Below are 24,867 nucleotides of genomic sequence, written 5' to 3' on the forward strand. Positions count from 1 at the left end.
ACAGTTGACAGTTGACAGTTGACAGTTAACTAATGGGAGCATCTCAGTTTTGCATTTATTATAGTGCTGTCCCCGCTCGCGAGCTGTACAATACTCGCGAGCTCTTAAGCTCGCACTCAAAGAAAAAATGCTTTTTACAAAAATGAGATGCTCCCTAACTAATGACTGAGGACTGATGACAACTAACAACTAACAACTGACAACTGACAACTGACAACTGACAACGGAAAAGTTTTTAAGCCAGGTACTTATGCTCGCCTCAACTAGCGAATTGCTGAACACAGCCCGGAGAAATGCTTACGCGATCGGCGCTTTTAACGTGTACAATCTCGAAGGAGTAAAAGCCGTCATCGATGCCGCCGAAGCGCTGCAAAGTCCTGCGATGCTGCAACTTCACCCCAGCGCCCTCAAATACGGAAAATCGCCTTTAGTCGCGCTTTGCATGGAAGCAGCGCGCAAGTCCTCCGTGCCGATCGCAGTACACTTAGATCACAGCACCTCAGAAAAAGACATTCACCTCGCCCTCGCCGCCGGTATCAAGTCCATCATGGCTGACGGTTCTCCTTTGTCTTACGAACAAAACTTGATATTTACTCGCGAAATGACTGAGTTATCCCACGCTAACGGTGCGGTAGTTGAAGCGGAAATCGGCAGAATTAGCGGCACGGAGGACGGTTTGACAATTGAAGAAAAAGCGGCCAAGATGACCGATCCGGTGGAAGCTGTAGAGTTTATTGCAGCAACTAAGGTGGATTTTTTAGCGGTAACAATTGGCAACGTTCACGGTAAATATTTCAGCGAACCGAAACTCGATTTTCCGCGTTTGGCAAAAATCCGGGCTTCTGTTTCGGTGCCGTTAGTGTTGCACGGCGCTAGCGGTTTGCCGGAATCGATGATTAATCAATCTATTAAATTAGGTGTGTCTAAGTTTAATGTAAATACGGAAGTTCGCGATGCTTATATGGATGTGTTGAAAACTAGCAATTCTTTGTCCGATCCGGATTTGTTGGAAGTTATGGAAAAGGCGATCGCTGCTATGCGATCGGTGATTTCGGGTAAGTTGCAACTTTTTGGTTCTGCTCGTAAGGCTTATTTGCATCAATCTCCTTACGCGGAAGGATTTACGGCAAATAGTGTCAGCAAGAAACAAGAAAATCGGGCGGTTCAAATGAAAAACCGGGCGGTTCAAACCGCGTCTACACAGACAAAACCTGCCTCCGCAGGTTGAAGAAAACCGGGCGGTTGAAATAGAAAACCGGGCGGTTCAAACCGCGTCTACACAGACAAAACCTGCCTCCGCAGGTTGAAGAAAACCGGGCGGTTGAAACCGCTTCTACACAGACAAAACCTGCCTCCGCAGGTTGAAGAAAACCGGGCGGTTGAAATAGAAAACCGGGCGGTTGAAACCAGGTTTACACAAACACTCACGTGCCTCCGCAGGTTGAAGAAAACCGGGCGGTTGAAATAGCTTAATTCCAAGCATATTGGGTTAAACTTACGCGATCTTCTTCAGTCCGCGGAGGCGGACTTTGTTTGTGTAGACGCGGTTTCAACCGCCGTCTTTTCTAACGGTTTAAAAACGGAGGCGGACTTCGTTTGTGTAAACCTGGTTTCAACCGCCGTTTTTCTAACGGTTTAAAAATCGATCGGGATCGATGCCAGATTCCCGCAACCGCTGAATCAAAGACTGCAATTGAGCTTCCGCTGACTCAGCGCGCTGCCGTTGCTGTTCCGCTTCAGTCAGAATCCAGTTGCCATCAACATCATACCAGCGCAACCACAGGCGATCGATTCCCTGAAACTCCCCTTGCCACAAACCCAAGCCCAAACCTAGATCCGGAATCCAGACTCGCGAGTCAGATAATTCTAATTCTTGATAGTGTCCGGCATTCAATACAAATACTCGCAACCTGTTAGTATAGCGGCTGAAAACAGCATAAACAGGAACCCGCAAAATCTGCTCGTAAACCTCCCATTTACTAGGCGGTTTCTCATTTGTCTCCGCCTGCAAAACTTGCCCGTTACCCGCAGCATTCGGCTGATTTCCTGAATTTTCGTCATCGATATTTGCACCTAAATCTTCTTTTTCGGTTCCCGGTGAAAGCAGTTCCACAATTACAAAAGGATTCACGCCTTCCTGCCAAGTAACGTAACTCATCCGCAGTTCAGATCCATCGTACAGTCTCGGAACTCCCACAACTCCAAACCAATCGGGGCGTTTGTGCCACAGAGGGTGCTGCACGTCATAATAAAGGTTCATGTCAGTGCCGCTAAATATCTCAGAAGCCTGATAATTGCGAGGGCGAAACGCCAGGGTTAACAACTGCGGCTGCCAATCGTGAAATTCGTCTGGCTTCCCAGGTTCCTCCGAATCTTCGCTAGGTAAATCGTACATCGTCGGCAGCGTTTCTCTGGGCGATCGCGGCGGATCGCTTTGCGGCACTGGATATTTAAAAGGAAACATATAATATTGAGAAATGACTGCATTTATGCTAACATCATTTTAATACTGCTAAGGCGTTCCAGCAAACCTTCTCAAAGTCTTATTGATCTCATTTCCTCCTCTGTGTCCTCTGCGCCTCTGCGGTTCATTTTCCTATTAATTCGCGGAACTCATAAATATTTTATTAACTGCCAGTAATTGACTCAAACTTCTGTACTATGCTCAACATTTCTCAACTGATTGCTCAAGAACTTTCCATCAATCTTTCTCAAGTCAATAATGCTCTGGAACTTTTTGCGGAGGGCGCAACTATTCCGTTTATTGCCCGCTACCGCAAAGAACGCACCGATTTGCTGAACGAAATTCAGTTGCGGGATATTTCCGATCGCTTCACCTATTTGACGGAAATTGAAGACCGCAAAAAGTCGATTTTAGAGACGATCGCCTCCCAGGGCAAACTTACGGCCGAATTGCAAGCCAAAATTGAGTCGTGCTTGCAAAAAAATGAACTCGAAGACCTTTATCTGCCTTACAAACCCAAGCGGCGGACGCGGGCGACAATTGCTAGAGAAAAAGGTTTAGAACCGCTGGCAATTTTTATTAAGTGTCTGAATTTGCCGACTGCTAAACCAGCCGATATCGAAGCGGAAGCAGCTAAATATATTTCGGAAGAAAAGGGAGTGAAGACAACAGAAGAAGCTGTCAAAGGTGCTGGGGATATTTTGGCGGAAGCAATTTCCGAAAAAGCTGAATACCGAGCTTATTTGCGAGATTTTTTAATGAAGACGGGGGTTTTTGTCTCGAAAATTAAAGATGATTTCCCGGAAGGAAGTACGAAATTTGAAATGTACCGCAGTTACCAAATTGCAGCGAGAAATGTTCAGTCGCACAATATGTTGGCGCTCTTCCGCGGGGAAACGGAGGGGGTTTTAGATTTAGATTTAGCCTTTGATGAATCGGCGGTGATGGCTTATTTGGAATCTCAGGAAATTAAAACTAGGATACCTGAAGTTAAGGAGTTTTATCGATCGACCTTGAAGGACGCTTTCAACCGCCTGATGAAGACTTCGCTGATGACGGAAGTGCGATCGCACCACAAAGCAGAGGCTGATATCGAGTCCATCACCACCTTTGAAACCAACCTCCGCGAGTTGCTGCTGTCGGCGCCGGCGGGCATGAAGCCCACACTCGCGATCGATCCGGGATTTCGCACCGGGTGCAAAGTTTCCGCCCTCGACGAAACCGGGCAGTTTTTGGAATATCAAGCCATTTTCCCCCACCAAGCCGCAGGCCAGAGACAACAAGCTGGTAAAATTGTCAAGCATTTGCTGGAAAAATATAAAATTGAATTAATCGCGATCGGCAACGGTACAGCTTCCCGCGAAACCGACGACTTTGTGTCGGAAGTTTTGGCAGATATGGACAAAAAACCGATTAAAGTTATGGTGAACGAATCCGGCGCATCGATTTATTCAGCGAGTGATGTGGCGATCGCCGAATTTCCAGATCTCGACATCACAATTCGCGGCGCAGTCAGCATCGGTAGGCGCTTGCAAGATCCTTTAGCCGAACTTGTCAAAATAGACCCGAAATCGATCGGAGTCGGTCAATATCAACACGATGTTGACCAAAAACTGCTCAAAAAGAAACTCGACGAAACAGTCGAAAGCTGCGTTAACTACGTCGGAGTTGACTTAAACACAGCCTCGAAAGAACTGCTGACCTTTGTATCGGGAATGACAGCAACAGTTGCCAAAAATATCGTCAATTACCGCAACGAAAACGGCGCCTTTAAAAATCGCCGCCAACTCCTGAAAGTTCCCAAACTCGGGCCCAAAGCTTTTGAACAAGCAGCCGGATTTCTCCGCATTCGCGGCGGCGAAAACCCGCTGGATAATACAGCAGTTCATCCTGAAAGTTATCCTGTTGTCCAGGCGATCGCCAAAGATTTAAGTTTGCCGCTGACCGAAATAACACAAATATCGGCAAAAGTCAAGACTGTAGATATCAAGAAATATGTGACCGAGAAAGTCGGAGAACCAACACTCCGAGACATTATTTCCGAACTAGAAAAACCCGGAAGAGACCCGCGCGCCGAGTTTAAATATGCTACTTTCCAAGCCGGAATTAACGAAATCTCCGATTTGCTAGTTGGGATGGAATTGGAAGGCATTATCACGAATGTAGCTAACTTTGGGGCCTTTGTTGATGTGGGAGTTCACCAAGATGGTTTGGTTCATATTTCTCAATTAGCCGATCGCTTCGTGGACGATCCGAAACAGGTTGTGAAAGTCGGACAAGTTGTGAAAGTGCGGGTTTTGGAGGTGAATGAAAAGTTAAAGCGGGTGAGTTTGACCATGAAGCTGCAAGAAAAACCGCAACCGTCAAATAGCGCGAGGCTTCCCGCCCCGCGCCGGCGTTAAAACTAGCGATCGTATCGTGTGCGATCGATTAACCCCAATAAATAAAGTTCGTACTGCGGACTTCAGTCCGCTCTTAGGATCGCAAATTAAATAACTTACAATTTTAATTGTTATTGTGGGATGGGCGTCCCGCCCGTTCAAAAAGGGCGGCTCTCCCGCCCACACCACAAACTTGTGGAAGTTATTTAATTCTCATTCCTTAGACTGCGGACTTCAGTCCGCACTACGAACCCTTTTTGTTATAGTAATCTACCGGATATGGTATCCACACGACAGACAGATTTTATCGAGCTTTTTCAGATTTGCCAACGAGATCGAACAACCCTTCAGCAACAGCTTGATTGCCGTCTTTATCAAGGTGGACACTATCAAACTTAATGTACATCGGAGCAGAACGACCTTCTTTTTCGGCAATTTGCGATCGACCCCGACGAACTGGTTCCGTACCATCGAGATAGGCTACACCGAGTGACTGACTAATTTCCCCAAGTCTCTTACCCGCGTCGATAGTCAGCCGATTTTTTGGCACTCGCTGCTCGTTGTCAAAAAAACCGTCAAAAGCAATAAAGCGAGCAGGTAAGTAAACTACAACGAGCGATCGACCGTCAGCAGCAACGGAGTCTCGGAGTACGCTCAAATCTTCTTCAAACTGCTTCCAAACGCGTTCGGGGAGATCTGGAGGCACATTAGCCTGCTTCCAGCCAGAGGCTACCGTTGCGCCCAAAGGAACTTCCGGGTTGATGTTGTTATTTGATAAACCTAGCAAGTACAAGCATTTTTGGGAGTTGATTCTCAGCCAGGAAGGAGAAGCTAAGACGTGAGTAACTTGTTTTAATCCGTTTTTAAAATTGTCCAGTTTGGATTGAGGGGCAGGATCTAGATAGGGGTTTTTCGGTGCACCTTTGTCCTCGCGGCGAAACCACGTCATTGAGACCATGTTGTTGTCTACAGCCAGCACTACTATATCTGGTTTGTAGGCCGACCACTGGTTGCGATAAACATAGTTAATTTCTTTGACCGTATAACCTTCTATAGCGCTGTTGATATAGGTTGCTTTGGCACCATTTTTCTGAAAAACAGTTGCTAGTTGAGCTGGCCAAGTATCTTCTGCACCAATCCCAGTCCCAAATGTTGTTGAATCCCCCATCCCGAGGATTCGCACTTCGCCAGGGGGTTTCTGAACCGGCAGCAGGGGGCCGCGATTTCCCGCACTGCTCATCGCGATGGGACGACCTCCTGTAAATTCGCGATCGTAAACGTTATTTTTGTACTCAGGAGCAATAACTTGCAGCATTCCTTCCAATAATAAAGCTGCTAACAATAGCTTTGACAAGTCTACGGTCGTGCGGCGAAATGCGGTTTTTATATGGGAAAGTGCTTGGTCATTAAATATTGGGAGCATAACTGATCGATCCGATTAGAACTGGAAGTAAATGAAATTTGAACTTGAGGCGCCGGCAAAGGTAAATATCAGCGCAATTGCGATCGTACAAACAATCCACTTGAGCAAATTTGGGTGTAGCTGAGCCCAGCTCATCCATCGTTGCTTCAGATCCCCCCATTGAATTAGCAAAACTAGCGCCAGGTAGAATATCGGGCGATAGTCAATAGGTATCCGGCCATCAGCAAAAGTCAATATCCGCTGAAATACCACACCCGCACTGTTCAAATCAGATGATGCAAAGAGTACCCAAGAAGTACAAATCACAAAAAAGGTCAACAGCCAGTGCAGGAAATAACTGGCTTTCGACTTAGGTGCAGAGGAGAGTCCAAACGCTCTTTCCATTGACAGCATTGCCCCTTGCAAACCTCCCCAAGCAACCCAGTTCCATCCAGCACCGTGCCAGAGCCCTCCCAGCAGCATAGTGATCATTAAGTTTCCATAGGTACGGAGTTGGCCCTGCCGGTTGCCACCCAGGGGAATGTAAAGATAGTCGCGCAGCCAATTTGACAGTGAAATGTGCCAGCGGCGCCAGAAATCAGTAATGCTGTAGGCCATATAAGGCTTGTCAAAATTTTTCGGCAGTTCTATTCCGAATAGACGGGCAGAACCGATCGCCATATCTGAATAACCAGAAAAGTCGCAGTAGACTTGAACTGTAAAGGCGAACGTAGCTAGTAACAACCCCAACCCGGAAACGCTCTGGGGCCCACTAAACGCCTCACTGGTAATTGATGCCATCGGGTCAGCTATATAAACTTTTTTCAGCATCCCCCAGATGATTTGGGCAATGCCACTGCGGATCCCAAGCCAGTCTACCGGTGACTCGCACGTCAACTGGGGCATGAGAGTCTTGGCGCGGACGATCGGGCCAGCAACCAGATTAGGGAAGAAAATGACGTACAGTGCTAGGTCGAGAAATGACTTTTGGGCAGGTGTAACGCCCTTGTAGACATCGACTATGTAACTGATCGTCTGGAATGTGTAAAAAGAAATACCCAGAGGTAATAGTAGATTTAGTTTAGGCCAAGGATAAAATCCAAACAGGGAGTGTGCCGAAGCCGAGAAGAAGTTTGCGTATTTGAAAACGCATAGAGTGCTTATAACTACAACCAAAAAACCAATTAAGGCAGTAGTTTTATCTCTGTTTTTAGTTGATGACTCTATAATGCGAGCTGTTGTATAAGCTAGCAGGGTATATAAAACCATTAGGAGCGAGTACGGTACGCTCCACACCCAATAAAAGCAGTAGCTAGCGAATAACAAAAACCAACGTCGGTATTGCGGTGTCAGCAAGTAATAGACATACACCACCACCACCAAAAAGACCAAAAATAATGTGGAGTTAAACAGCATTTTTTGAAATCTGAAATTTTAGCGATCGCTAAGTGAATCGTATCTATAGAGATAGCAGTTGTCAATGATTGGAACATTTATTTTTCGTAACAAACCCCAAAGACGCTTTAACAGTTGACAGTTGACAGTTGACAGTTGACAGTTGACAGTTTGAGAGTGACCTCTACCCTTAAGTCCGAGGATTGGAGTAATGAATAGTCTGATTTTAATTTCTCCCTCAAGGGCTTGGGGCTTGCAACCAATTATTTTTGGTAACGTGCAGCGTCCGAACGGAGAGTATAAAACTTTACGATTTATTGAGAATTGCTATTATTCTTGATAAGAATGTTCTCTGACATTTTTAAAAGAGCAGACTGCGGTGCAAATCACCAAAGGGTCAAATGATGCCCGAGGGAGGGACTCAGTTGACAGTTGACAGTTGACAGTTGACAGTTGACAAGACCTCTTGCAAAAATCGGAAAACACCCTGAAATTATCTGCGTTTACCTGTGTTTATCTGTCTGACATCTGCGGTTGCAGGATCGATCGAAGACTTATGCAATCTTGTCTACAGTTGACAGTTGACAGCTTGCCGTGAACGTAGTCGAATGGTTAACCTAGGACATCAGTTGACCTAGAAGGAAGAGGATTGGAGTAATAAATAGTTTTCTTTTTATTTCTCCTTATAAGGGATAGGCTTTCAACTAATTCTTTCTGCTAATTTTAACCGCTCTTCAACCCCTCTGGGTTGGGATGAGAGTTTGTACAGACGCCGTTTCAACCGCCTGGTATTCTGAGCGATCGCGCATCGACGAGCTATAATTGTGTAATCCTCACCCACCTCAAAATTATATGGTTGCAAGTAAAAGCGACACCTACGTCTCCCCCGAAGACTATTTAGCAGGCGAGAAAGTCAGCCCCATCAAACACGAGTACAGACAAGGAAAAGTCTATGCAAAAGCAGGGGCAAGCAAAGCTCATGTCATTATTATGGGGAACGTATCTGTACTTTTGAGAAACCATCTTCGGGGAAGTGGCTGTATACCTTACATGGCAGACATAAAAGTTCGGATTGAGGCAGCAAATTGTTATTACTATCCCGATGTAGCGGTGACTTGCGATGAACGGGACAGTAATACTGCTGAAGATTTCATTATCTACCCGCGCTTAATTGTGGAAGTTTTATCGCCGACAACAGCGGCTTTTGACAGAGGCGAAAAGTTTGCCGATTACCGTACTTCCGAAAGTTTGCAAGAGTATGTATTAATCAATCAAGAAAGAGTTAGTGTAGAGTGTTTTCGCCGGAATGCAGAGGGTTTGTGGGTGCTTTATCCTTACAGTGAAGGGCAAGACGTTCAGTTGGCGAGCGTTAATTTTAGCTGTGCGATCGAGGCTTTGTATGAAGATGCGATACTACTCTAGTTCATCAAAATTGTTCGATCGTTCGGACTAAAGTCCTGATTGACTAAACGGCAGAGAGCGGACTAAAGTCCTCACTACAAACTTGATTTTTTCTTGCTGGCTTTCCAAGTGCCGCCGTAGAAGTAAAAAGGATTGTTTTTACTTACCGATTCCCAACATTTAAGGCACAGAAAAAACCACTGCCCCGACTCGTCATACCGGGCGCGGTAGAGAGTCGGGGCAGATTGGGAACAGCGATCGCAATATTTAACCCTAATTCCTCTGGCCATTGTTTCTCAGTTTCAAGCAATAACGGACTCTTGAGGGCGGGCAAAAATCATGCGGCCCGCGCTAGTTTGCAAGGCGCTAGTAACTACGACTCGGGCTTCGGCGCCGACGTAGCTGCTACCTGCTTCTACGACAACCATTGTGCCGTCATCCAAGTAACCGATTCCCTGAGACGGTTCTTTGCCTTCTTTGCGGATTTTTAGTTCGATCGTATCTCCCGGCAAATAAGTCGGGCGCACTGCATGAGTCAAATCGTTGATATTTAAAACGGGCAGTTTTTGAACGGTAGCTACTTTCGACAAGTTGTAATCGTTGGTGAGCAAAATGCCGTCGATATCCAAAGCGAATCGGACTAATTTAGCATCGACTGTGGCAATCTCTTCGTAGTCAGCCGAGTGAATTTGAATCCGTTCTGGATATGTTTCTTTGATGCGGTTGAGTACATCTAAGCCGCGGCGCCCGCGCACTCGCTTTTGATCGTTAGCGGAATCAGCTACCAGTTGCAGTTCTTGCAGCACGAATTGCGGGATGATAATTTGACCTTCGAGGAAGCCTGTTTCTAGCAGGTTTTCAATCCGGCCGTCAATAATGCAGCTTGTATCGACAACTTTGGCACTTGTTGGCTTGAAATTACCTTCGCCTATCAACACTGTGGTGTCTAAGCTTTTGGGGTTGATCAGTCGCAGGAAAGCGCGGCCGTGGGTGTCTGTCAAACTGACGCCTGTGAAGCCGAACATGACGCTTCCCAATACTGCGACTAGGGGTTTGATGAAGCCGAACTCGCGGGGAATTGGCAGCAGGAACAGCGGAGCCAGCATTAAGTTGGCGACTAGCAGCCCGATGATTAAGCCGATCGCCCGTGTCAGCAGCATTTCCACCGGCATATCCCGGACTTGCTTTTCTAACCGCCGGTAGGTTGTTTGAGCGACTAATCCCAACACGAAGCCGATTAATGCTCCAAACGAGCCCAGTACCGAACTTAGGCCTTGTATATTTGTAACTTGCTCCAGCAGGTTGTTTGGCAGGAGCTCGACTCCGTAATAGCCGATTCCTCCGCCTGCAATTATGAATGAGATAATTATGATTGCGTCTAGCATTTAGTTCTAGGTTAATGAATGTGTTTATATTATATCTTTCTAGTGCTGATAGTTTTTTCGTGGTTGCGGTCGGATATCGCTATCTTTACTTACCAATTTTTATGAACTTATATTTCGCGCCTGTACCGTGAAGGGGGATATGCTACCCCTGCTTCACGGCATTGAGCGCGCCCCTTCACGGGCAGACATGAGGTGCGAATAGACCGCCCTGCAACCTGTTCGGGAATTACTGCCGATCGCCATCGCTAGGAGATTAAGCTAGAATAGCAGATCGTTCGCAGTGCGTTATTGCTAAGAAAATGTCACAATATACATAATTATTTATAACGGTTTAATTAAAACTTTAGATTTGAAGTTGCACTTTTAGCTGGAAATGTAATGAACCCTACCACAGATTATTTAACATTTGAATTCCCAAAAAGTGGGCAGGTGGCAAATTCCGGCATTCCCAGTTCGGCTTACCTGCACGTACCTTTTTGTCGCCGCCGCTGTTACTACTGCGACTTTCCGGTTTTTGTGGTGGGCGATCGCAAAAATGGCGAAAATTCCGGCACAATTGTCCAATACGTTGCCGTACTGTGTCAAGAAATTGCAGAAACTCCAAATTTAGGTACATCTCTAAAGACAGTTTTTTTTGGTGGTGGCACGCCTTCGCTGCTTTCTGTCAGTCAATTGAGCCATATTTTAGAAACTATCGACGGCAAATTTGGCATTGCTGCTGGGGCAGAAATTTCAATAGAAATTGACCCTGGAACATTTACTTTAGAACAGTTGCGGGGATATGCCGCAGCGGGAGTAAATCGAGTTAGTTTGGGAGTGCAAGCTTTTCAGGATGAATTGCTGCAAGCTTGCGGGCGATCGCACTCGGTGGCAGAAATTTTGGAATCAGTAGAAATAGTGCGATCGGCTGGGATTGTCAATTTCAGTTTAGACCTCATTTCTGGACTGCCGCACCAAACCTTAGAACAATGGGAAGCTTCCCTAAAATCAGCGGTAGCAATTAGCCCGACTCACCTGTCGAGTTATGACTTAATTGTTGAGCCCTTAACAGCTTTCGGGCGATATTTTGAAGCAGGTTCCCAGCCGCTACCAGCCGATGAAACTGCTGCTCAAATGTACCGTTTAGCGCAGGAAATTCTGACTGATGCTGGCTACGAACATTACGAAATTTCCAATTATGCTAGGCCAGGCTATCAGTGTCAGCACAACCGCGTTTATTGGGAAAATCGCCCTTATTACGGCTTGGGGATGGGGGCGGCGAGTTATGTGGAAGGCCGGAGGTTGACAAGGCCTCGCAAAACTCAAGAATATTATCAGTGGGTGCGAAATCTTTCCGAGACAACTTCTGCTGCTACCGCCCAACTGGGGGGGGAGACCCAGACCGATATTCACCCAGCAATTGAACCCAATTTTCAAGTCTCAGACAATGACGTTTTGTTAGAAACGCTGATGCTAGGTTTGCGTTTGGCAGAAGGGGTTAGCCTGTCGGCGCTGACTGAAAAGTTTACTCAGCAAACGGTTGATAAAATTTGGCATTGCTTGCAGCCCTACTGGCGGCAGGGATTGGTGGAAATTGTGAATGCTGGGGCGATCGCCACTTTAGCCGAAGGTGAAAAACTGCTCCTTTCGGGAAATTTGAGATTGAGCGATCCCGAAGGTTTTTTGTTTTCTAATACAATTTTAGCCGACTTGTTCAGCAAGTTAGAAGAGGATAATTAGCTTATGTCTGAGGAAGTATACACAGCGCTAAGGCGATCGCCCGTCCAGCCACACCCAGCAATTCGACAATCAGAAAATTAAATTGCTCCCTGGGTTTATAATGTCAAAAATAATGTGTTTTATATCGATCCTTAATAAAACTTAAGTAACGAACTAAGCCTTGAGATAGACGCGACGACTGAAATCCGGCTGTCATACTTGAGAGTGACGATTTAAAAAAGATCTTGATGGAAACCCTGACTCTCGAACGCCACAACATTCACAGCAATCCCAATCGGGTAATTAGCGATCGCGGCTGCAATCAAACTTCTAAGTGTAAATTTTGCGGTCACTACAAGATGCAAAGAGGTGCCGTGGGTCACTGTCAATTGTTAGGCGCACCAGTGCGAGGAGGATGGAAATCTTGCACTTTAGCACTGCCACCTTTTGCACCTTCTTGGGAACAGGTGGAAGGCGCCACTATTTCCTCAGGGACATTTATTAATTAATTATTAATTAATCTAAAGAATGTCGGGAAAATTTGATTTTGACAGGCGAGCGGATATATATTAGACTGAGGCTGGTGACAGATACCTTGCACAATTTCACAAACAAGTTAAAAACATGAATATGACACTTACTCAGGTAATTTCGGAACGTGATGCGCGTATTTTGTGTTGGTATCTCAATACTACTAGCCAAATGCAAATTGCTCGGATTACAAATATTCCGAATTGGTATTTTGAGCGGACGGTGTTTCCGGGAGAACGTTTTTTGTTTGAAGCGCTCCCGTCCGCTCAGTTAGAAGTTTGCAGGAGTGCGGAGACGGGTGCTATTGTGTGCGAGCGAATTTTGTGCGATCGGCTGCGAGTTGAAGAATTAAGCGCACCTGATTAAACCAGTTGACAAATAGTAGGGTGCGTCAGGTGTGACATTTTCAATCACCACAGAAAGTCTCATGCTGACGCACCATTGATTCCGGGGATAAGCTGTCGTGCAAATAAACATTGCATATTCGGGACGGGCTAGAAGCCCATCCCACAAGACTTAGATTATTTCTTGACATACAGTTTAAATGCCGCAACAGCTTACCTCAGTCTGAGATGGTTGGTTTGTCGCCAAAATCATCCTAGCTGACCAAGAATTTCACAGGTGGTACCCGCCACGTGATTTATCCGTGGAATCAATCCCAAATCGAAAATCATCAAGCCCCCGAATTTATCCGTGGGTCGCCTCTAAAATCTAAAATCTAAAATCGATTGACGCACCCTACCGATCGGGAACGGGAGCATCTCAGTTTTGCAAGAAGCATTTTTTCTTCACAGTGCGAGCGTCCCCGCTCGCGTGCTTTTATACGCACGCGAGCGGGGACGCTCGCACTGTAAATGCAAAACTGAGATGCTCCCTCGGGAACTCTTGTGGGGTGGGCCGGAGAACCCGCCCAAAACTTAAATTTAAATGCAGACCAGATTCTAAGCTAAATTATATAAAATTAACCGCTATTAAATATTAAAACCCGATGTCCCTCACCGAAAAAATTCTCTCCCAAGTGCCGGGAGACGCCCTTGGAGGCCTGCGAAAGGTCGATCGACTCTGGGAAAACCTCAAACAAAACACCGCCCCAACACCCGCAGCCGTCAAACACAGCCAACAACCCCTAGAAACCCTCGACTTCGACATAGTTATCAGCGGCGGAACCCTAGGAATATTAATCGGTACAGCCTTAGCAGTACGCGGTTGGCGAGTAGCCTTACTCGAACGCGGCATCCTGCGAGGGCGCGAACAAGAATGGAACATTTCACGCAAAGAATTAGACGCATTCTTAGAACTAAACTTGCTTTCAGTTGAAGAAATAGACAAAGCAATTGCCACCGAATACAACCCAGCCCGCATCAGCTTTACCAACACCCCTGACATCTGGATTCGCGACGTACTCAACATCGGCATCGACCCTATTTACCTCCTCGAAACCCTCAAACATAAATTTCTCCATTTCGGAGGAAAACTATTTGAAAATACACCATTTAAAACAGCAACAATTCACCCCAACGGAGTTATAGTAGAATCAGAAAATACCGATTCACCAAATGTCAACACTTCATTTACAACCAGATTATTATTAGACGCAATGGGATATTTTTCGCCCATTGTCCGTCAGGCAAGACAAGGCAAAAAACCCGACGCCGTATGTTTAGTAGTCGGCAGTTGTGCCCAAGGATACCCCAAAAATGACACTGGCGATATATTTGCATCCTTCACCCCAATGCAAAATCAGTGCCAATATTTTTGGGAAGCATTTCCCGCCAGAGACGGGCGCACGACTTACTTATTTACCTATATAGACGCCGACACAAAAAGATTTAGTTTAGAAACATTATTTGAAGACTATTTGCGCTTGCTTCCCGAATATCAAAACGTCGAACTCGAACAGTTAAAATTCCAAAGAGCACTCTACGGATTCTTTCCCTGCTACCGCCAAAGCCCTCTAAAAATGCCTTGGAATCGGATACTTCCAGTCGGAGACAGCAGCGGCAGCCAATCGCCCCTCAGCTTCGGCGGTTTCGGGGCAATGGTGCGCCACCTCAAACGCTTGACTCTCGGAATTGACGAAGCTTTAACCAGCGAAAGTCTAGACAAAAATTCCCTGGCACTTTTGCAACCGTATCAACCAAATCTATCAGTTACTTGGTTGTTTCAGCGTTCGATGAGTGCTGCGATCAATCAGAAAATAGACCCCAATCAAATCAATCAACTTTTGGCTGCTGTATTTGGGATAATGGAAGAATTGGGAGAACCAGTGCTCAAGCCGTTTCTTCAGGATATCGTGCTGTTTCCGGCTTTGTCGCAAACTTTGTTTAAAACAGCAATCAGCCATCCGGGATTGGTGATGAAAATTATCCCGCAGGTGGGGATAGCTAATTTGCTCGATTGGATGGTTCATTATGTGAATTTAGGGATTTATACAGGATTACAGCCTTTAGGGAAAGCGGTAGAACCGCAGGTAAAAAATTTAGGAACCCAACAGCAATACTATTTTCACCGATTAGTTGAAGCCTGGAAATACGGCGCTGGAGGCGATTATTAATTCTCAGTATTTTTATTCGTAGTAAGCACTTTCCTTTGGGCGAAGGTACGTAGTTGCGCTTCAGCGCTCTTTATAATATTAGGAAAGAGCGCTGAAGCGCAACTACGTACCTAATTTGTCTGATGACAATAAAACTGGGTTTGTAGTGAGGACTTTAGTCCTTCTTCTATTAAGGAATAAAGTCCTCACTACGAACCTTTTTTACTATGGTAATCGAGCGGATATGATATTACCGGGCGCTTAGCCTGGAAGTTATACCAATTATCTAAAATTGTGCAACACTCTTTGACCCCCCCCTAGCCCCCCCTTGCTAAGGGGGGGGACAAGAATACTGTTGCATTCTTCTGAAAAATTGGTATTAAATTAATCTTTTGTGGAACGGGCATCTTGCCCGTTACTGATATATGAGTTATCAGTTATGCAGGAGCGATAACGGCCAAAGCTTGGGGAATCACTCGGAATTTTGCAGGCGTTTGAGTGGTAATTTCACCGTCGGTATTAATCGGACGGCGCTTGCTAGTATTGATCTCAATTTCTTGAGCGTGCAAGGCGCGAACGTTGGGCCAACTGTTATGATTTCCTTGCCTCATCGCTGGCAGCAAAGCAATGATTTCCCACCAATTTTTTGTCTCTAAACTATACAAATCCAGCCGCCTGTCGTCGATGGTGGCATCTTCGGCAACTGTCATGCCGCCGCCGTAATAGCGGCCGTTGCCGATCGCAATTTGAATGGTTTTCACATGAAAAGATTGGTTGTTTACTTTAATTTCGGCTCTAAATGGTCGCGATTCCCAGATTGTTTGTAAGGCGGTAAAAGCATAAGCTAAAACTCCCCAGCGCTGTTTCACGTCTTTAGTGAGTCTCTGGGTAATTTGCACGCTCAATCCTAAACTAGCTACATTAAAAAAATGCTGGCCGTTCACCCAACCTAAGTCTATGAGCCGAATTTTACCGCTGGCAATTACTTGACAAGCTGCGGATAAATCTGTTGGAATTTCGAGAGTGCGGGCTAAATCGTTAGCAGTTCCCATTGGCAAAATACCTAAGGGTAATTTAGTGTCGATCAAACCTTCTATGGCGCAGTTGAGTGTGCCGTCGCCTCCGCCGATTATTACTAATTCGACTTGATGTTGGTAGTGCCGAATTGTTTCGGAAATTTCATTTGCGTGGTTTGTAGATTCGACAATTAAATCAAAACCAAGTGCTTGTAATTTTACAGTGGCTTGAGATAATAAATTTTGCCCTTTGCGGGAGTGCTGGTTTACTAAAAGGAGAGCTTTTTTCATGAATAATTGGGAATTGGGAATTGGGAATTGGGAATTGGGAATGGGAATTATGTCATGGTTGGGTGTGGTTGTTTTTATCTTGGTTGTCTAAAAGCTGTGCTAAACTGCGATTTTGGTTTTTCAAATTAAGAATTTCACAGGTGGATGACTTAAGTGCATGAATTTAATGCTGTAATTACATTTTACCCATGGTGATGGATTGACATTAATCTTAAATAATTGATAATTGTAGCAAAAGATTGCTGAAAAGTCTCTCGCATTCTGCGCTAGCTGTCATCTACCTTCTTGAAGCTAAATTAAAATCATGTCGAATATTTTAGAACAAGCGCAAGCTGCTGCCGATCGCCAAAACTGGCCTCTTTTAGTTGAATGCTTGCAGCAATTGACAGCAAACGGTAGTCAGCAGCCGGAAGAACATATTTTAGAAAAGGCTGTCAGTTTAGCAATCGCAGCCTTAGAATGGGGGGATTTTCAAGACCGCTGGGAAATTGCTAAGGTATTGCCCAATCTGGGAAATGGCGCGATCGCACCTTTAATCGCCTTGCTTGAAGACGAAGATGCAGATACAGAGCCCCGGTGGTTTGCCGCCCGCATCCTCGGAAAGTTCGTGAAGCCTAGCTATCCCAAAGGCAATCGCCCGGAAGTGATGCAAGCTTTAGTAAAATTAATCGAAAATTCTGATGAAGAATTGAGCCAAATTGCGGCGGAAACTCTAGGAAATTTCGGCACGAGTGCGATCGAATCCCTGACAACTCTCCTACAACAAGCAGACTCGCGACAGTTTGCTACAGCAGCCCTCGCCCAAATTCGGCGCCCCGAAATTATCCCACCGCTGTTGAGTGTAGTCACGGATTCTCAAGTTGCGGTGCGTGCTTGCGCTATTGAGGCGTTGAGTAGTTTTCACGACTCTCGGATTCCGTCGGTACTGGTAGGTGCACTCAAAGATCCGGCGACAGCAGTCAGAAAGGAAGCGGTGCGGGCTCTTGGGGTGCGCGCCTATTTAGATGCAGAATTAGATTTAGTTAAGTTGCTCAAACCTTTGCTTTGGGATATCCGTTTAGAAGTTTGTCAGGAGGCGGCGATCGCAATTGGGCGACTGAAAACCGATGCTGCGGCGGCGGCTTTATTTGAATTGTTGCGATCGCCCGCAACTCCCCTTGAATTGCAAATCGAAACTGTGCGTGCCCTCGGCTGGAGTGAAACCGCTGCCGGTTTAGAATATTTGCAAAAAGCGCTGATCTGGCGATCGGCTGCTGATTTAGAAGGCGAGGTATTGACAAGTAATTCTGCAATTCCAATTATCGATGAACACCGATTAATTCAAAACAAGAATCCTGCTGTTTGTCAAGAGATTGTCACTGTTTTGGGGCGAGTGGAAAAGCCGGAATTAAAAACCAAAGCTGCTGAAATTGCGATCGATTTGCTAGAGGGCAATCATCCCGCGGTGCAGTCTTCCCAAATCAAACAATCTTTGGCTTTAGCGTTAGGACAATTAGGAGATATCAGAGCGGTAGATGTGTTGATTCAACTGTTGGCAGATGCCGATAACAGCGTCAGACTGCATAGTTTATCAGCACTCAAACGGCTGGGTGGGGGAGAGGTTCGGCAGCAATTAGCAAGTTTAGTCGATCGTCCAAGTCTCGAACCCAGATTAAAACAGGGAATTGCGATCGCCCTGCAAGAATGGCAAGAGAATTAGGATGCAATAGTAGAATTAAGAAAAGACGGCGAATAGAATTCGCGACTACACAAACGATGTCCGCCTCCGCGGACTGAAGAGGATAAGGTAATTTCAACCGGACACTCTTTAACCCGCGGAGGCGGGTTTTGTCTGTTTAGGCGCGGTTTCAACCGCCGTCTGTCTTCTTCTGTCTTCTTTACCTCTTTTCAATAGGCAATCGCACACCGAAAGTCGAGCCGAGTCCCAGGCCGGGACTTTGGGCCCAGACAGTGCCGCCGTGGAGTTCCACGAGATGGCGGACGATCGCCAATCCGATTCCCAGCCCGCCGTAATTGCGTGTATGACTGCTGTCAGCTTGGCGGAAGCGATCGAACACAAACGGCAAAAACTCCTTGCTGATGCCAATTCCCGTATCGCTAACGGCGATCGTCACAGAGTGAACCGGAGACGGAGACAACATGGCACTACCAGCCGATCGCGGTTCCCCCTCCTCCGAGAGCCTGATTTCCACGCTACCGGACGGTGGCGTAAACTTAATGGCATTCGAGACCAAATTCCACACTACCTGCTGCAAACGAGTAGCATCGCCCCTCACCAAGCTCACCCCTTCGCCATAAAAAGTCGCCAATTCAACTCCCCGAGCTTCAGCATCAGGGGCGAGCGCTTTGACTGCGGTTTCTACAATCGGCACCAAATCCACGGGGCGCAGCTTCAAACATACTTTGCCACTCACAATCCGGGAAACGTCCAGCAAATCCTCAATCATCTGAGTCTGCAACCGCCCGTTTCGCTCGATCGTCTCCAAACCCACAGCCGTTTTTTCGGCACTCAACTTGCGCTGTCGCAGTATCTGGGCCCAGCCGACAACTGCATTCAGAGGCGTCCGCAACTCGTGAGAAAGCGTTGCCAAAAACTCGTCTTTAATCCGGTTGGCCTCCGCTGCTTCCCGGTAAAGCCGCGCATTATCGATCGCCACCGCCGCATCCCGCGCCAAATCCGAGAGCAAAATCAAATCGCCCTCGCCGCAGCGGCGGCCGGACTCTCCGCACAGCAACGAAATCGCTCCCAGCGTCCGCCCGCGAGCGATCAGCGGCACGCAGATTGCCGACAGCGGGTTCTGGTAGCACAGCACTTCCAACAGTTCGTTGTCCGACAGCACCGCCTCGATCGCCCAATGCGGTATTTCTGGGTAGAGCTTCGATTCTCCAGTCCGCAGCACCTTTGCTACTCCGTGGCGTCCCTGGGGGTCTACCGGCAAACGGCGATTGATTTGCCACAACAGAGCGACTTTGCTCGGATCTGAGTGAGCAACTGCTTGCAAGCCGATCGAGCCGTCGGCCTCGATTAAATGCACGCAGCACCAATCCCCCAGCCCCGGTACTGCTAAATCTGCCAAATCTTGCAGCGCCTCTTGGTAATTCAAAGAAGCCGATGACAGCACAGCCAAAGCTCGGGCGCGCAAATCCGCTGTTTGGGCCGATCGCTGGCGATCGTCAATATCAGTAGAAGTCCCGAACCACTTGAGGATGTTTCCGTCAGCGTCCCGTACTGGCATGGCGCGACCCAGATGCCAGCGGTAAACCCCGTCAGATGCCCGTTTCAAGCGGTATTCCACCTCGTAGGTCTCCCCCATCTGCACCGACTCATTCCAGCGTTCCAGGGAATTTTTCAAGTCATCTGGATGCACCACTGGCTGCCACCCCCAGCCTTGAGTTTTTTCTAGGGTCAAACCGGTGTATTCAAACCAGCGTTGGTTGTAGTAGTCGATCCAGCCGTCAGGCCAAGCAGTCCAAACTATTTGGGGGATAGTTTCAGCGAGGATGCGGTACAACTGTTCGCTGGCTTCGGCTGCGCGGCGGGCGGTTTGTTCCCGCGCCCAAGCCTGATTTCGCTGTTCTTCGGCCTCTTTGCGATCGCTGATGTCGCTAATCACGCCGATCCATTTCCACGGATGGCCTTGTTTGTCAAGAACTACTTTGCCCCGATCGATCCAGTGGAGCAAGCCACCACCGGAGCATTGCACGCGGTATTCCTGAAAAAATGGGGCAGTCCAATTGTCTGGCGCGCTCAAATATCGATCGACTGCGGCCTCGATTTGCGATCGGTCTTCCGAATTTAAAATACTGTTCCAAGCTGCTCTCGTCCTCGGAAATCTGCCTTTTTCGTACCCCAAAATTTCATCTACACGACCAAACCACAGCACGATACCGGTCTCGATATCCCATTCGTAAATTAAATCGCTAGCACTTTCTGCCGCAATCCGAAACCGCTCTTCTGACTGTCGCAGCACTTCCATAAACTTAAAGCGTTCCGTCACGTCCAAAACCAGAGACAGCATCGAGATCAACTGTCCAGAATCGCTGTAAAAAGCCGAATTGTGCCACTCGCAATGCACCAAAGAACCCGACTTATCATAATTGCTGTTGCGAACGACATTGCACCGTTCGTGTTGGTTTTTCAAACTCTCAATTGCCGCTTGTACATCTTTCACATCGCCGTCAAAAATAAAGTTCCATTCGCTAAAATGCTTGCCTAAAACTTCTGTTGCCTTCCACCCAAAAATCTTTTCAGCAGCCGGAGACCACCCACTGAGGCGAAAATTTTCATCCCACTCAATCACAGCTAGGGGCGTATTTTCAAAATGAGAAGTGAGTTTTTGCAGGGCGTCGCGCAGGGATGCTTCTACTTGCTTGCGGTCAGTAATATCGCTAAAAGAAATAGCCATGCCATCGCCCAATTTAACGGTCACAATCCGAAACCAGCCCACAATGCCTTCGCTGTTGTAAGAAATCTCAGTATTGAGGGGAATTCCTGTTTCTACAACTTGCACGTAACGATCGAACAAACCGCTATCTTGATGACCGGGTAGCACTTGCAGCAATCGCTTTCCGACCATTTCTTCAGGAGTGCTTTGCTGAATTTTTGCCGCAGCGGGATTGACGTATTCCCATTCAAAATCGACAATTTGGGAGCCGTCGCGAATGCTGCGAAACACGTTAAATCCGTCTAGAGATAATTCCTGAAAAGCGCGAAAGCGTTCTTCGCTTGCTTGCAGCTTGTTGGCAATTTCCAGCAGGAGTTGTTGGACTCCCTCCGACTGCGCTATTTCTAGGAGCAATTGCTGGTTAATTGGCCCGAGTTCGCTGCTGGGGGATGGGACGGGATTTTCAATGGTACAGCCAGCTTGCGGTCGATCGGCCTTTTGACTTTCCAGCGCTGTATTTGCTGCTAATTGTGTCGCCCGCGTCACCGCCAACACTTGAGAAAGCGAGGGCATCAATTGGGCCACAGCCCACACAGAAATGACAGCGGTAAAGGCAGCGAGCAAACTTGACAGCGCGTAGCTGGGATGAACCAGCATCGAAACTTGCATCAGGTGAGTTGTCCCACCGCAGAAAAACCCGAGTCCCAATAGGATAAAACCCTTGCTGGCAGGCACATCCCGCTGCTTCCTGGCAAAGTAGATCAGCATCGCTGGAATTGAGTAATAAGCCAAGGCAATTAACAAATCGCTCACCGCGTGCAGTCCCATTAACTGCAATTGCCACTCTTCCCATCCACCTTGGGGCATAAAATTGTGCTTAAATGACATAATCTTAAGAAAATTCTGCATTTCGCCTTTCCTGTGCGATCGATCGTACTTCCACTTGTGTTGCTGACCCGCTAATTCCTAGTCTATACACAAAAAAACAGAAAACAACAGTGACTTTAGGCAGGGATGAAAGTTCATCGGAGGTTTCAAACGGGCGGCAAGATTCGGACATTTATTGACAGTAATAGGGAGAGCCAGGTACTATAATCTTGAAAGATGTACGATCTAAAATGCTAGCTTTTAACTTTTAATCTTACATACAAACAAGTTAGCTAGAGTGATTGAGGAAACCCCTATGACAGTGCAATTCATTAAATCTGTTGAGTTACAAACTTAAAAACATCGAACGCTCAACTTTGCTGAATTAAATCGTTTTATCAATCAAGTTTTCCAGTCATATAATGGATTTAATTGGGAGCATCTCAGTTTTGCATTTACAGTGCTGTCGGGAGCTAAAAAAAGTTTCGTAGTACGGACTTCAGTCCGCTCTTTAAAAAATGCAGTGCTGTCGGGAGTTCAAAAAAGGTTCGTAGTACGGACTTCAGTCCGCTCTTTAAAAAATGCTTCTTGCAAAACAGAGATGCTCCCATTTAATCTCAGAGAATGGAATAGTCTAAGTCTAATTTAGCCTAATAAATCCTGACCGAGCAAATTAATTTGTAGAGCCAAGCATCCGCGCCTCTAGAACCAGAATCCAAACTAATCTGCACCTGTATCAAGACGTACTAAATTATTCTACTAAATCGGTTAAGGTCTCTAATGTCTCTGACGATCTCCCAGTCAAAGTTCTCAAACCATCTCGAATTAAACATCCATGCGCTTAGAGCAGCTTCAAGCATTTCTTTCAGTTGCTGAAACCGGTAGCTTTCAGCAAGCAGCCCGGAAGTGCGGCGTCACCCAATCGACTATTAGCCGTCAAGTGCAGGGACTTGAAGCGGAAGTGGGTTTGTCGCTGTTTCACCGCACCGCCCACGCCAAGCTGACAGTGGGAGGGGAACGCCTGTTACCTCACGCTCGCAAAATCTGTCAGAGTTGGCGAAATGCTGCGGTCGAATTGGGAGACTTGCTGGCGGGAAAACAGCCGGAACTTTGCGTGGCTGCGATTCACTCGGTTTGCGCTGCTTATTTACCGCCTGTGCTGCAAAGGTTTTGTCGCAGCTATCCTGAGGTGCAGTTGCGCGTGACATCCCTAGGAAGCGATCGAGCTTTGAAAGTTCTCAAAGACGGTTTGGTGGACATCGCGGTGGTGATGAACAACCGCTATTTTACTCAAGCCCCGGAAATGTTGGTTGAGGTGCTCTACAATGAGCCGATCGAGGTATTAATGGCAGCGAGTCATCCCCTGGCCCAGTACGATCGAGTACCTTGGCCGGAATTGATTTGTTACCCGCAAGTGGTGTTTAAGGACGGGTACGGAATGCAGCGCATGGTACAAGAGCAATTCGGACGCATCGGTGCTAAACTTCATGCTGTTTTGGAACTCAACACTCTCGATGCTTTTCGAGGCGTGGTGCGCCAGGGAGAATTGATTGCTTTGCTGCCGCATTCAGCTTTGCTAGACGCTAAGGCCGATCGCACTTTAGCAATTCGATCGATCGCTCTTGAGCGCCCAAATTCCAAGGTTTCGGCGATCCTCTTCGAGGGCTTCGCTAACGGACAATCGGCGATCGATCCGACTTGGACTCGCGAAGTGGTGTTGGTAACAACTCACGATCGAATGCAAATTCCGCCGATCGCCCATTTCTGGAATCTGGTACGGGAACTTGTACCACCATGTGATGTCATCAAAGTAGTAAAATCCGGAAATTAATACCTGTTTATAATTGAGATTTGAAATTTGAGATTTTATGGCGTTACGAATAACCAATAACGAATAACCAATAACGAATAACGAATAACCAATAACGAATAACCAATAACCAATGCCCAATGCCCAATGCCCAATGCCCGATGCCCAATGCCCAATGACCAACTTCAATAATTATGAGTGACGCATTTAGAGAATTGCTACGAAAAATTGGCAGTGGAGTACACACAGGAGAAAACTTAACTCGATCGCAATCAGCAGCAGCCACGCGAATGATGCTGCTAGGAGAAGCAACACCGACTCAAATCGGAGCTTTCATGATTTCCCATCGCATCAAACGGCCCACCGGCGAAGAATTAGCCGGAATGCTGGATGCTTACGAAGAATTGGGGCCGATGCTTGCCCCTCCCAACCGAGAAAAAGGATTTGCCGTTTCTAGCGTCGCCGTGTTTGGCGTAGCCTACGACGGGCGATCGCGCACCGCTCCAATTAGCCCAATAACCGCCCTAATATTAGCCGCCTCTGGCGTCCCAACCGTCATGCACGGAGGGGAGACAATGCCAACCAAAGAAGGCATTCCCCTGATCGAAATTTGGCGCGGTTTAGGAGTTGACTGGAGAAAACTCCGTTTAGAAAAAGTCCAGCAAGTTTTTAACAGTACGGGTTTAGGTTTTGTTTACCTTCCCAAGCATTTTCCTCAAGCCGCGAGTTTAGTGCCCTACCGCCGCGAAATCGGCAAACGGCCGCCTTTTTCGACAATGGAATTGATGTGGTGTCCCTGCGCCGGCGACGTTAACGTCATCTCAGGCTACGTGCACCCGCCTACAGAGGGTATGTTTCAAGCAGCCTTTGAGTTGCGGGGAGTCAAAAATTATACCACAGTCAAAGGATTGGAGGGCAGTTGCGACTTGCCGCGCGATCGAACTGCAATTATCGGCATTGCTAAACCGGGCGCCGAGTTCGAGCGAGTGCTTTTAGCCCACGGAGATTACGGTTTTAGCAGTACAAATCCCGCCTTTGAATCAGCATCTGAGTTATTCAAACAAATGCAGGAAGTTTTGTTAGGAAAACCCTCAGAAATGATGCAATCTGCTATCTGGAACGGCGGATTTTATCTGTGGCGCAGCGGAATTTGTTTGGATATGGACTCTGGTTTGATTGAGGCAGAAACCTTATTAAGCAGCGGTCAAGTAGTGCAAAAACTTGAGGAAGTTAGCAAAGCCGTTAGTGCTTTGAATTGAGCACAATCAATCAGGTTGAGTGCTAATGACAGTTGACAGTTGACAGTTG

Annotated in this window: 18 protein-coding genes; 11 read left to right on the forward strand and 7 right to left on the reverse strand. The window is 47.0% G+C overall.

From position 1 onward, the window contains the following. Nucleotides 1–250: 250 nt before the first annotated feature. A complete protein-coding gene (locus JGK11_RS03830) occupies nt 251–1,228 on the forward strand; it encodes a class II fructose-bisphosphate aldolase (RefSeq protein ID WP_293210632.1) in 978 nt (325 codons plus the stop codon). Between the two features lie 399 nt (nt 1,229–1,627). Here JGK11_RS03830 and JGK11_RS03835 read toward each other — a convergent pair whose 3' ends face one another. Further along, nucleotides 1,628–2,464, reverse strand: a complete 837-nt coding sequence (locus JGK11_RS03835) for a Uma2 family endonuclease (RefSeq protein WP_293191493.1) — start codon at nt 2,462–2,464, stop codon at nt 1,628–1,630. Between the two features lie 197 nt (nt 2,465–2,661). On the opposite strand from JGK11_RS03835, the gene JGK11_RS03840 reads away from it, so the two are divergent. Beyond that, nucleotides 2,662–4,866 carry a Tex family protein gene (locus tag JGK11_RS03840; RefSeq protein ID WP_293210634.1) on the forward strand — a complete coding sequence of 735 codons (2,205 nt, stop codon included), beginning with the start codon at nt 2,662–2,664 and terminating at the stop codon, nt 4,864–4,866. Nucleotides 4,867–5,149: 283 nt separating this feature from the next. Here the strand turns inward: JGK11_RS03840 and JGK11_RS03845 are convergent, their stop codons facing one another. Next, nucleotides 5,150–6,268: a GDSL-type esterase/lipase family protein gene (locus JGK11_RS03845; RefSeq protein ID WP_293175133.1), complete on the reverse strand. Its 1,119-nt coding sequence runs from the start codon at nt 6,266–6,268 to the stop codon at nt 5,150–5,152. Nucleotides 6,269–6,283: 15 nt separating this feature from the next. After that, nucleotides 6,284–7,663 (reverse strand): MBOAT family O-acyltransferase, encoded by a 1,380-nt coding sequence (locus JGK11_RS03850; protein ID WP_293210636.1) that lies wholly within the window; start codon nt 7,661–7,663, stop codon nt 6,284–6,286. 190 nt (nt 7,664–7,853) lie between these two features. Here JGK11_RS03850 and JGK11_RS03855 point away from each other — a divergent pair, with 190 nt between their 5' ends. Continuing rightward, complete coding sequence (locus JGK11_RS03855; protein ID WP_293175129.1) at nt 7,854–7,982, forward strand: hypothetical protein; 129 nt, start codon at nt 7,854–7,856, stop codon at nt 7,980–7,982. Between the two features lie 512 nt (nt 7,983–8,494). Further along, nucleotides 8,495–9,064 (forward strand): Uma2 family endonuclease, encoded by a 570-nt coding sequence (locus tag JGK11_RS03860; protein ID WP_293175127.1) that lies wholly within the window; start codon nt 8,495–8,497, stop codon nt 9,062–9,064. 74 nt (nt 9,065–9,138) lie between these two features. Here the strand turns inward: JGK11_RS03860 and JGK11_RS03865 are convergent, their stop codons facing one another. Then, on the reverse strand, nt 9,139–9,333 hold the full coding sequence (locus JGK11_RS03865) for a hypothetical protein (protein WP_293175125.1): 195 nt from the start codon (nt 9,331–9,333) through the stop codon (nt 9,139–9,141). A gap of 12 nt (nt 9,334–9,345) precedes the next feature. Continuing rightward, a complete protein-coding gene (locus JGK11_RS03870; protein WP_293175123.1) occupies nt 9,346–10,428 on the reverse strand; it encodes a PIN/TRAM domain-containing protein in 1,083 nt (360 codons plus the stop codon). 378 nt (nt 10,429–10,806) lie between these two features. Here JGK11_RS03870 and hemW point away from each other — a divergent pair, with 378 nt between their 5' ends. The 4 genes from hemW (at nt 10,807) to JGK11_RS03890 (ending at nt 15,211) form a co-directional block, all read left to right on the forward strand. Next, nucleotides 10,807–12,147, forward strand: a complete 1,341-nt coding sequence (hemW, locus tag JGK11_RS03875) for a radical SAM family heme chaperone HemW (RefSeq protein ID WP_293175121.1) — start codon at nt 10,807–10,809, stop codon at nt 12,145–12,147. 227 nt (nt 12,148–12,374) lie between these two features. Further along, nucleotides 12,375–12,635: a hypothetical protein gene (locus JGK11_RS03880; RefSeq protein WP_293175119.1), complete on the forward strand. Its 261-nt coding sequence runs from the start codon at nt 12,375–12,377 to the stop codon at nt 12,633–12,635. A gap of 121 nt (nt 12,636–12,756) precedes the next feature. Further along, nucleotides 12,757–13,023 carry a DUF1830 domain-containing protein gene (locus tag JGK11_RS03885; RefSeq protein WP_293175117.1) on the forward strand — a complete coding sequence of 89 codons (267 nt, stop codon included), beginning with the start codon at nt 12,757–12,759 and terminating at the stop codon, nt 13,021–13,023. 622 nt (nt 13,024–13,645) lie between these two features. Then, nucleotides 13,646–15,211: an FAD-binding oxidoreductase gene (locus JGK11_RS03890; RefSeq protein WP_293175115.1), complete on the forward strand. Its 1,566-nt coding sequence runs from the start codon at nt 13,646–13,648 to the stop codon at nt 15,209–15,211. Between the two features lie 416 nt (nt 15,212–15,627). Here the strand turns inward: JGK11_RS03890 and JGK11_RS03895 are convergent, their stop codons facing one another. Further along, nucleotides 15,628–16,497: a lipid kinase gene (locus tag JGK11_RS03895; RefSeq protein WP_293175113.1), complete on the reverse strand. Its 870-nt coding sequence runs from the start codon at nt 16,495–16,497 to the stop codon at nt 15,628–15,630. A 304-nt stretch (nt 16,498–16,801) separates the two neighbouring features. Between JGK11_RS03895 and JGK11_RS03900 the strand changes: the two genes are divergently transcribed. Next, nucleotides 16,802–18,196: a HEAT repeat domain-containing protein gene (locus tag JGK11_RS03900; RefSeq protein ID WP_293195988.1), complete on the forward strand. Its 1,395-nt coding sequence runs from the start codon at nt 16,802–16,804 to the stop codon at nt 18,194–18,196. A gap of 178 nt (nt 18,197–18,374) precedes the next feature. On the opposite strand, the gene JGK11_RS03905 is transcribed toward JGK11_RS03900, so the two are convergent. Next, complete coding sequence (locus JGK11_RS03905) at nt 18,375–21,791, reverse strand: PAS domain S-box protein (protein ID WP_293191817.1); 3,417 nt, start codon at nt 21,789–21,791, stop codon at nt 18,375–18,377. 793 nt (nt 21,792–22,584) lie between these two features. Here JGK11_RS03905 and JGK11_RS03910 point away from each other — a divergent pair. Both JGK11_RS03910 and JGK11_RS03915 read left to right on the forward strand, forming a co-directional pair. Then, nucleotides 22,585–23,580, forward strand: a complete 996-nt coding sequence (locus JGK11_RS03910) for a LysR family transcriptional regulator (RefSeq protein WP_293175107.1) — start codon at nt 22,585–22,587, stop codon at nt 23,578–23,580. A 173-nt stretch (nt 23,581–23,753) separates the two neighbouring features. Continuing rightward, nucleotides 23,754–24,818, forward strand: a complete 1,065-nt coding sequence (locus tag JGK11_RS03915) for an anthranilate phosphoribosyltransferase family protein (RefSeq protein ID WP_293191814.1) — start codon at nt 23,754–23,756, stop codon at nt 24,816–24,818. The last annotated feature ends 49 nt before the right edge of the window (nt 24,819–24,867 follow it).

The organism is Microcoleus sp. PH2017_34_RAT_O_A (assembly GCF_020737885.1).
Classification (GTDB): domain Bacteria; phylum Cyanobacteriota; class Cyanobacteriia; order Cyanobacteriales; family Microcoleaceae; genus Microcoleus.

Bases quoted from the DNA above. Each gene is read 5' to 3' on its own strand.
- hemW (WP_293175121.1), top strand. From the start codon at position 10,807: ATGAACCCTACCACAGATTATTTAACATTTGAATTCCCAAAAAGTGGG.
- JGK11_RS03880 (WP_293175119.1), top strand. From the start codon at position 12,375: ATGGAAACCCTGACTCTCGAACGCCACAACATTCACAGCAATCCCAAT.
- JGK11_RS03835 (WP_293191493.1), bottom strand. From the start codon at position 2,464: ATGTTTCCTTTTAAATATCCAGTGCCGCAAAGCGATCCGCCGCGATCG.
- JGK11_RS03885 (WP_293175117.1), top strand. From the start codon at position 12,757: ATGACACTTACTCAGGTAATTTCGGAACGTGATGCGCGTATTTTGTGT.
- JGK11_RS03910 (WP_293175107.1), top strand. From the start codon at position 22,585: ATGCGCTTAGAGCAGCTTCAAGCATTTCTTTCAGTTGCTGAAACCGGT.
- JGK11_RS03900 (WP_293195988.1), top strand. From the start codon at position 16,802: ATGTCGAATATTTTAGAACAAGCGCAAGCTGCTGCCGATCGCCAAAAC.
- JGK11_RS03830 (WP_293210632.1), top strand. From the start codon at position 251: ATGCTCGCCTCAACTAGCGAATTGCTGAACACAGCCCGGAGAAATGCT.
- JGK11_RS03850 (WP_293210636.1), bottom strand. From the start codon at position 7,663: ATGCTGTTTAACTCCACATTATTTTTGGTCTTTTTGGTGGTGGTGGTG.
- JGK11_RS03905 (WP_293191817.1), bottom strand. From the start codon at position 21,791: ATGCAGAATTTTCTTAAGATTATGTCATTTAAGCACAATTTTATGCCC.
- JGK11_RS03855 (WP_293175129.1), top strand. From the start codon at position 7,854: ATGAATAGTCTGATTTTAATTTCTCCCTCAAGGGCTTGGGGCTTGCAA.
- JGK11_RS03890 (WP_293175115.1), top strand. From the start codon at position 13,646: ATGTCCCTCACCGAAAAAATTCTCTCCCAAGTGCCGGGAGACGCCCTT.
- JGK11_RS03840 (WP_293210634.1), top strand. From the start codon at position 2,662: ATGCTCAACATTTCTCAACTGATTGCTCAAGAACTTTCCATCAATCTT.
- JGK11_RS03845 (WP_293175133.1), bottom strand. From the start codon at position 6,268: ATGCTCCCAATATTTAATGACCAAGCACTTTCCCATATAAAAACCGCA.
- JGK11_RS03860 (WP_293175127.1), top strand. From the start codon at position 8,495: ATGGTTGCAAGTAAAAGCGACACCTACGTCTCCCCCGAAGACTATTTA.
- JGK11_RS03870 (WP_293175123.1), bottom strand. From the start codon at position 10,428: ATGCTAGACGCAATCATAATTATCTCATTCATAATTGCAGGCGGAGGA.
- JGK11_RS03915 (WP_293191814.1), top strand. From the start codon at position 23,754: ATGAGTGACGCATTTAGAGAATTGCTACGAAAAATTGGCAGTGGAGTA.
- JGK11_RS03865 (WP_293175125.1), bottom strand. From the start codon at position 9,333: ATGGCCAGAGGAATTAGGGTTAAATATTGCGATCGCTGTTCCCAATCT.
- JGK11_RS03895 (WP_293175113.1), bottom strand. From the start codon at position 16,497: ATGAAAAAAGCTCTCCTTTTAGTAAACCAGCACTCCCGCAAAGGGCAA.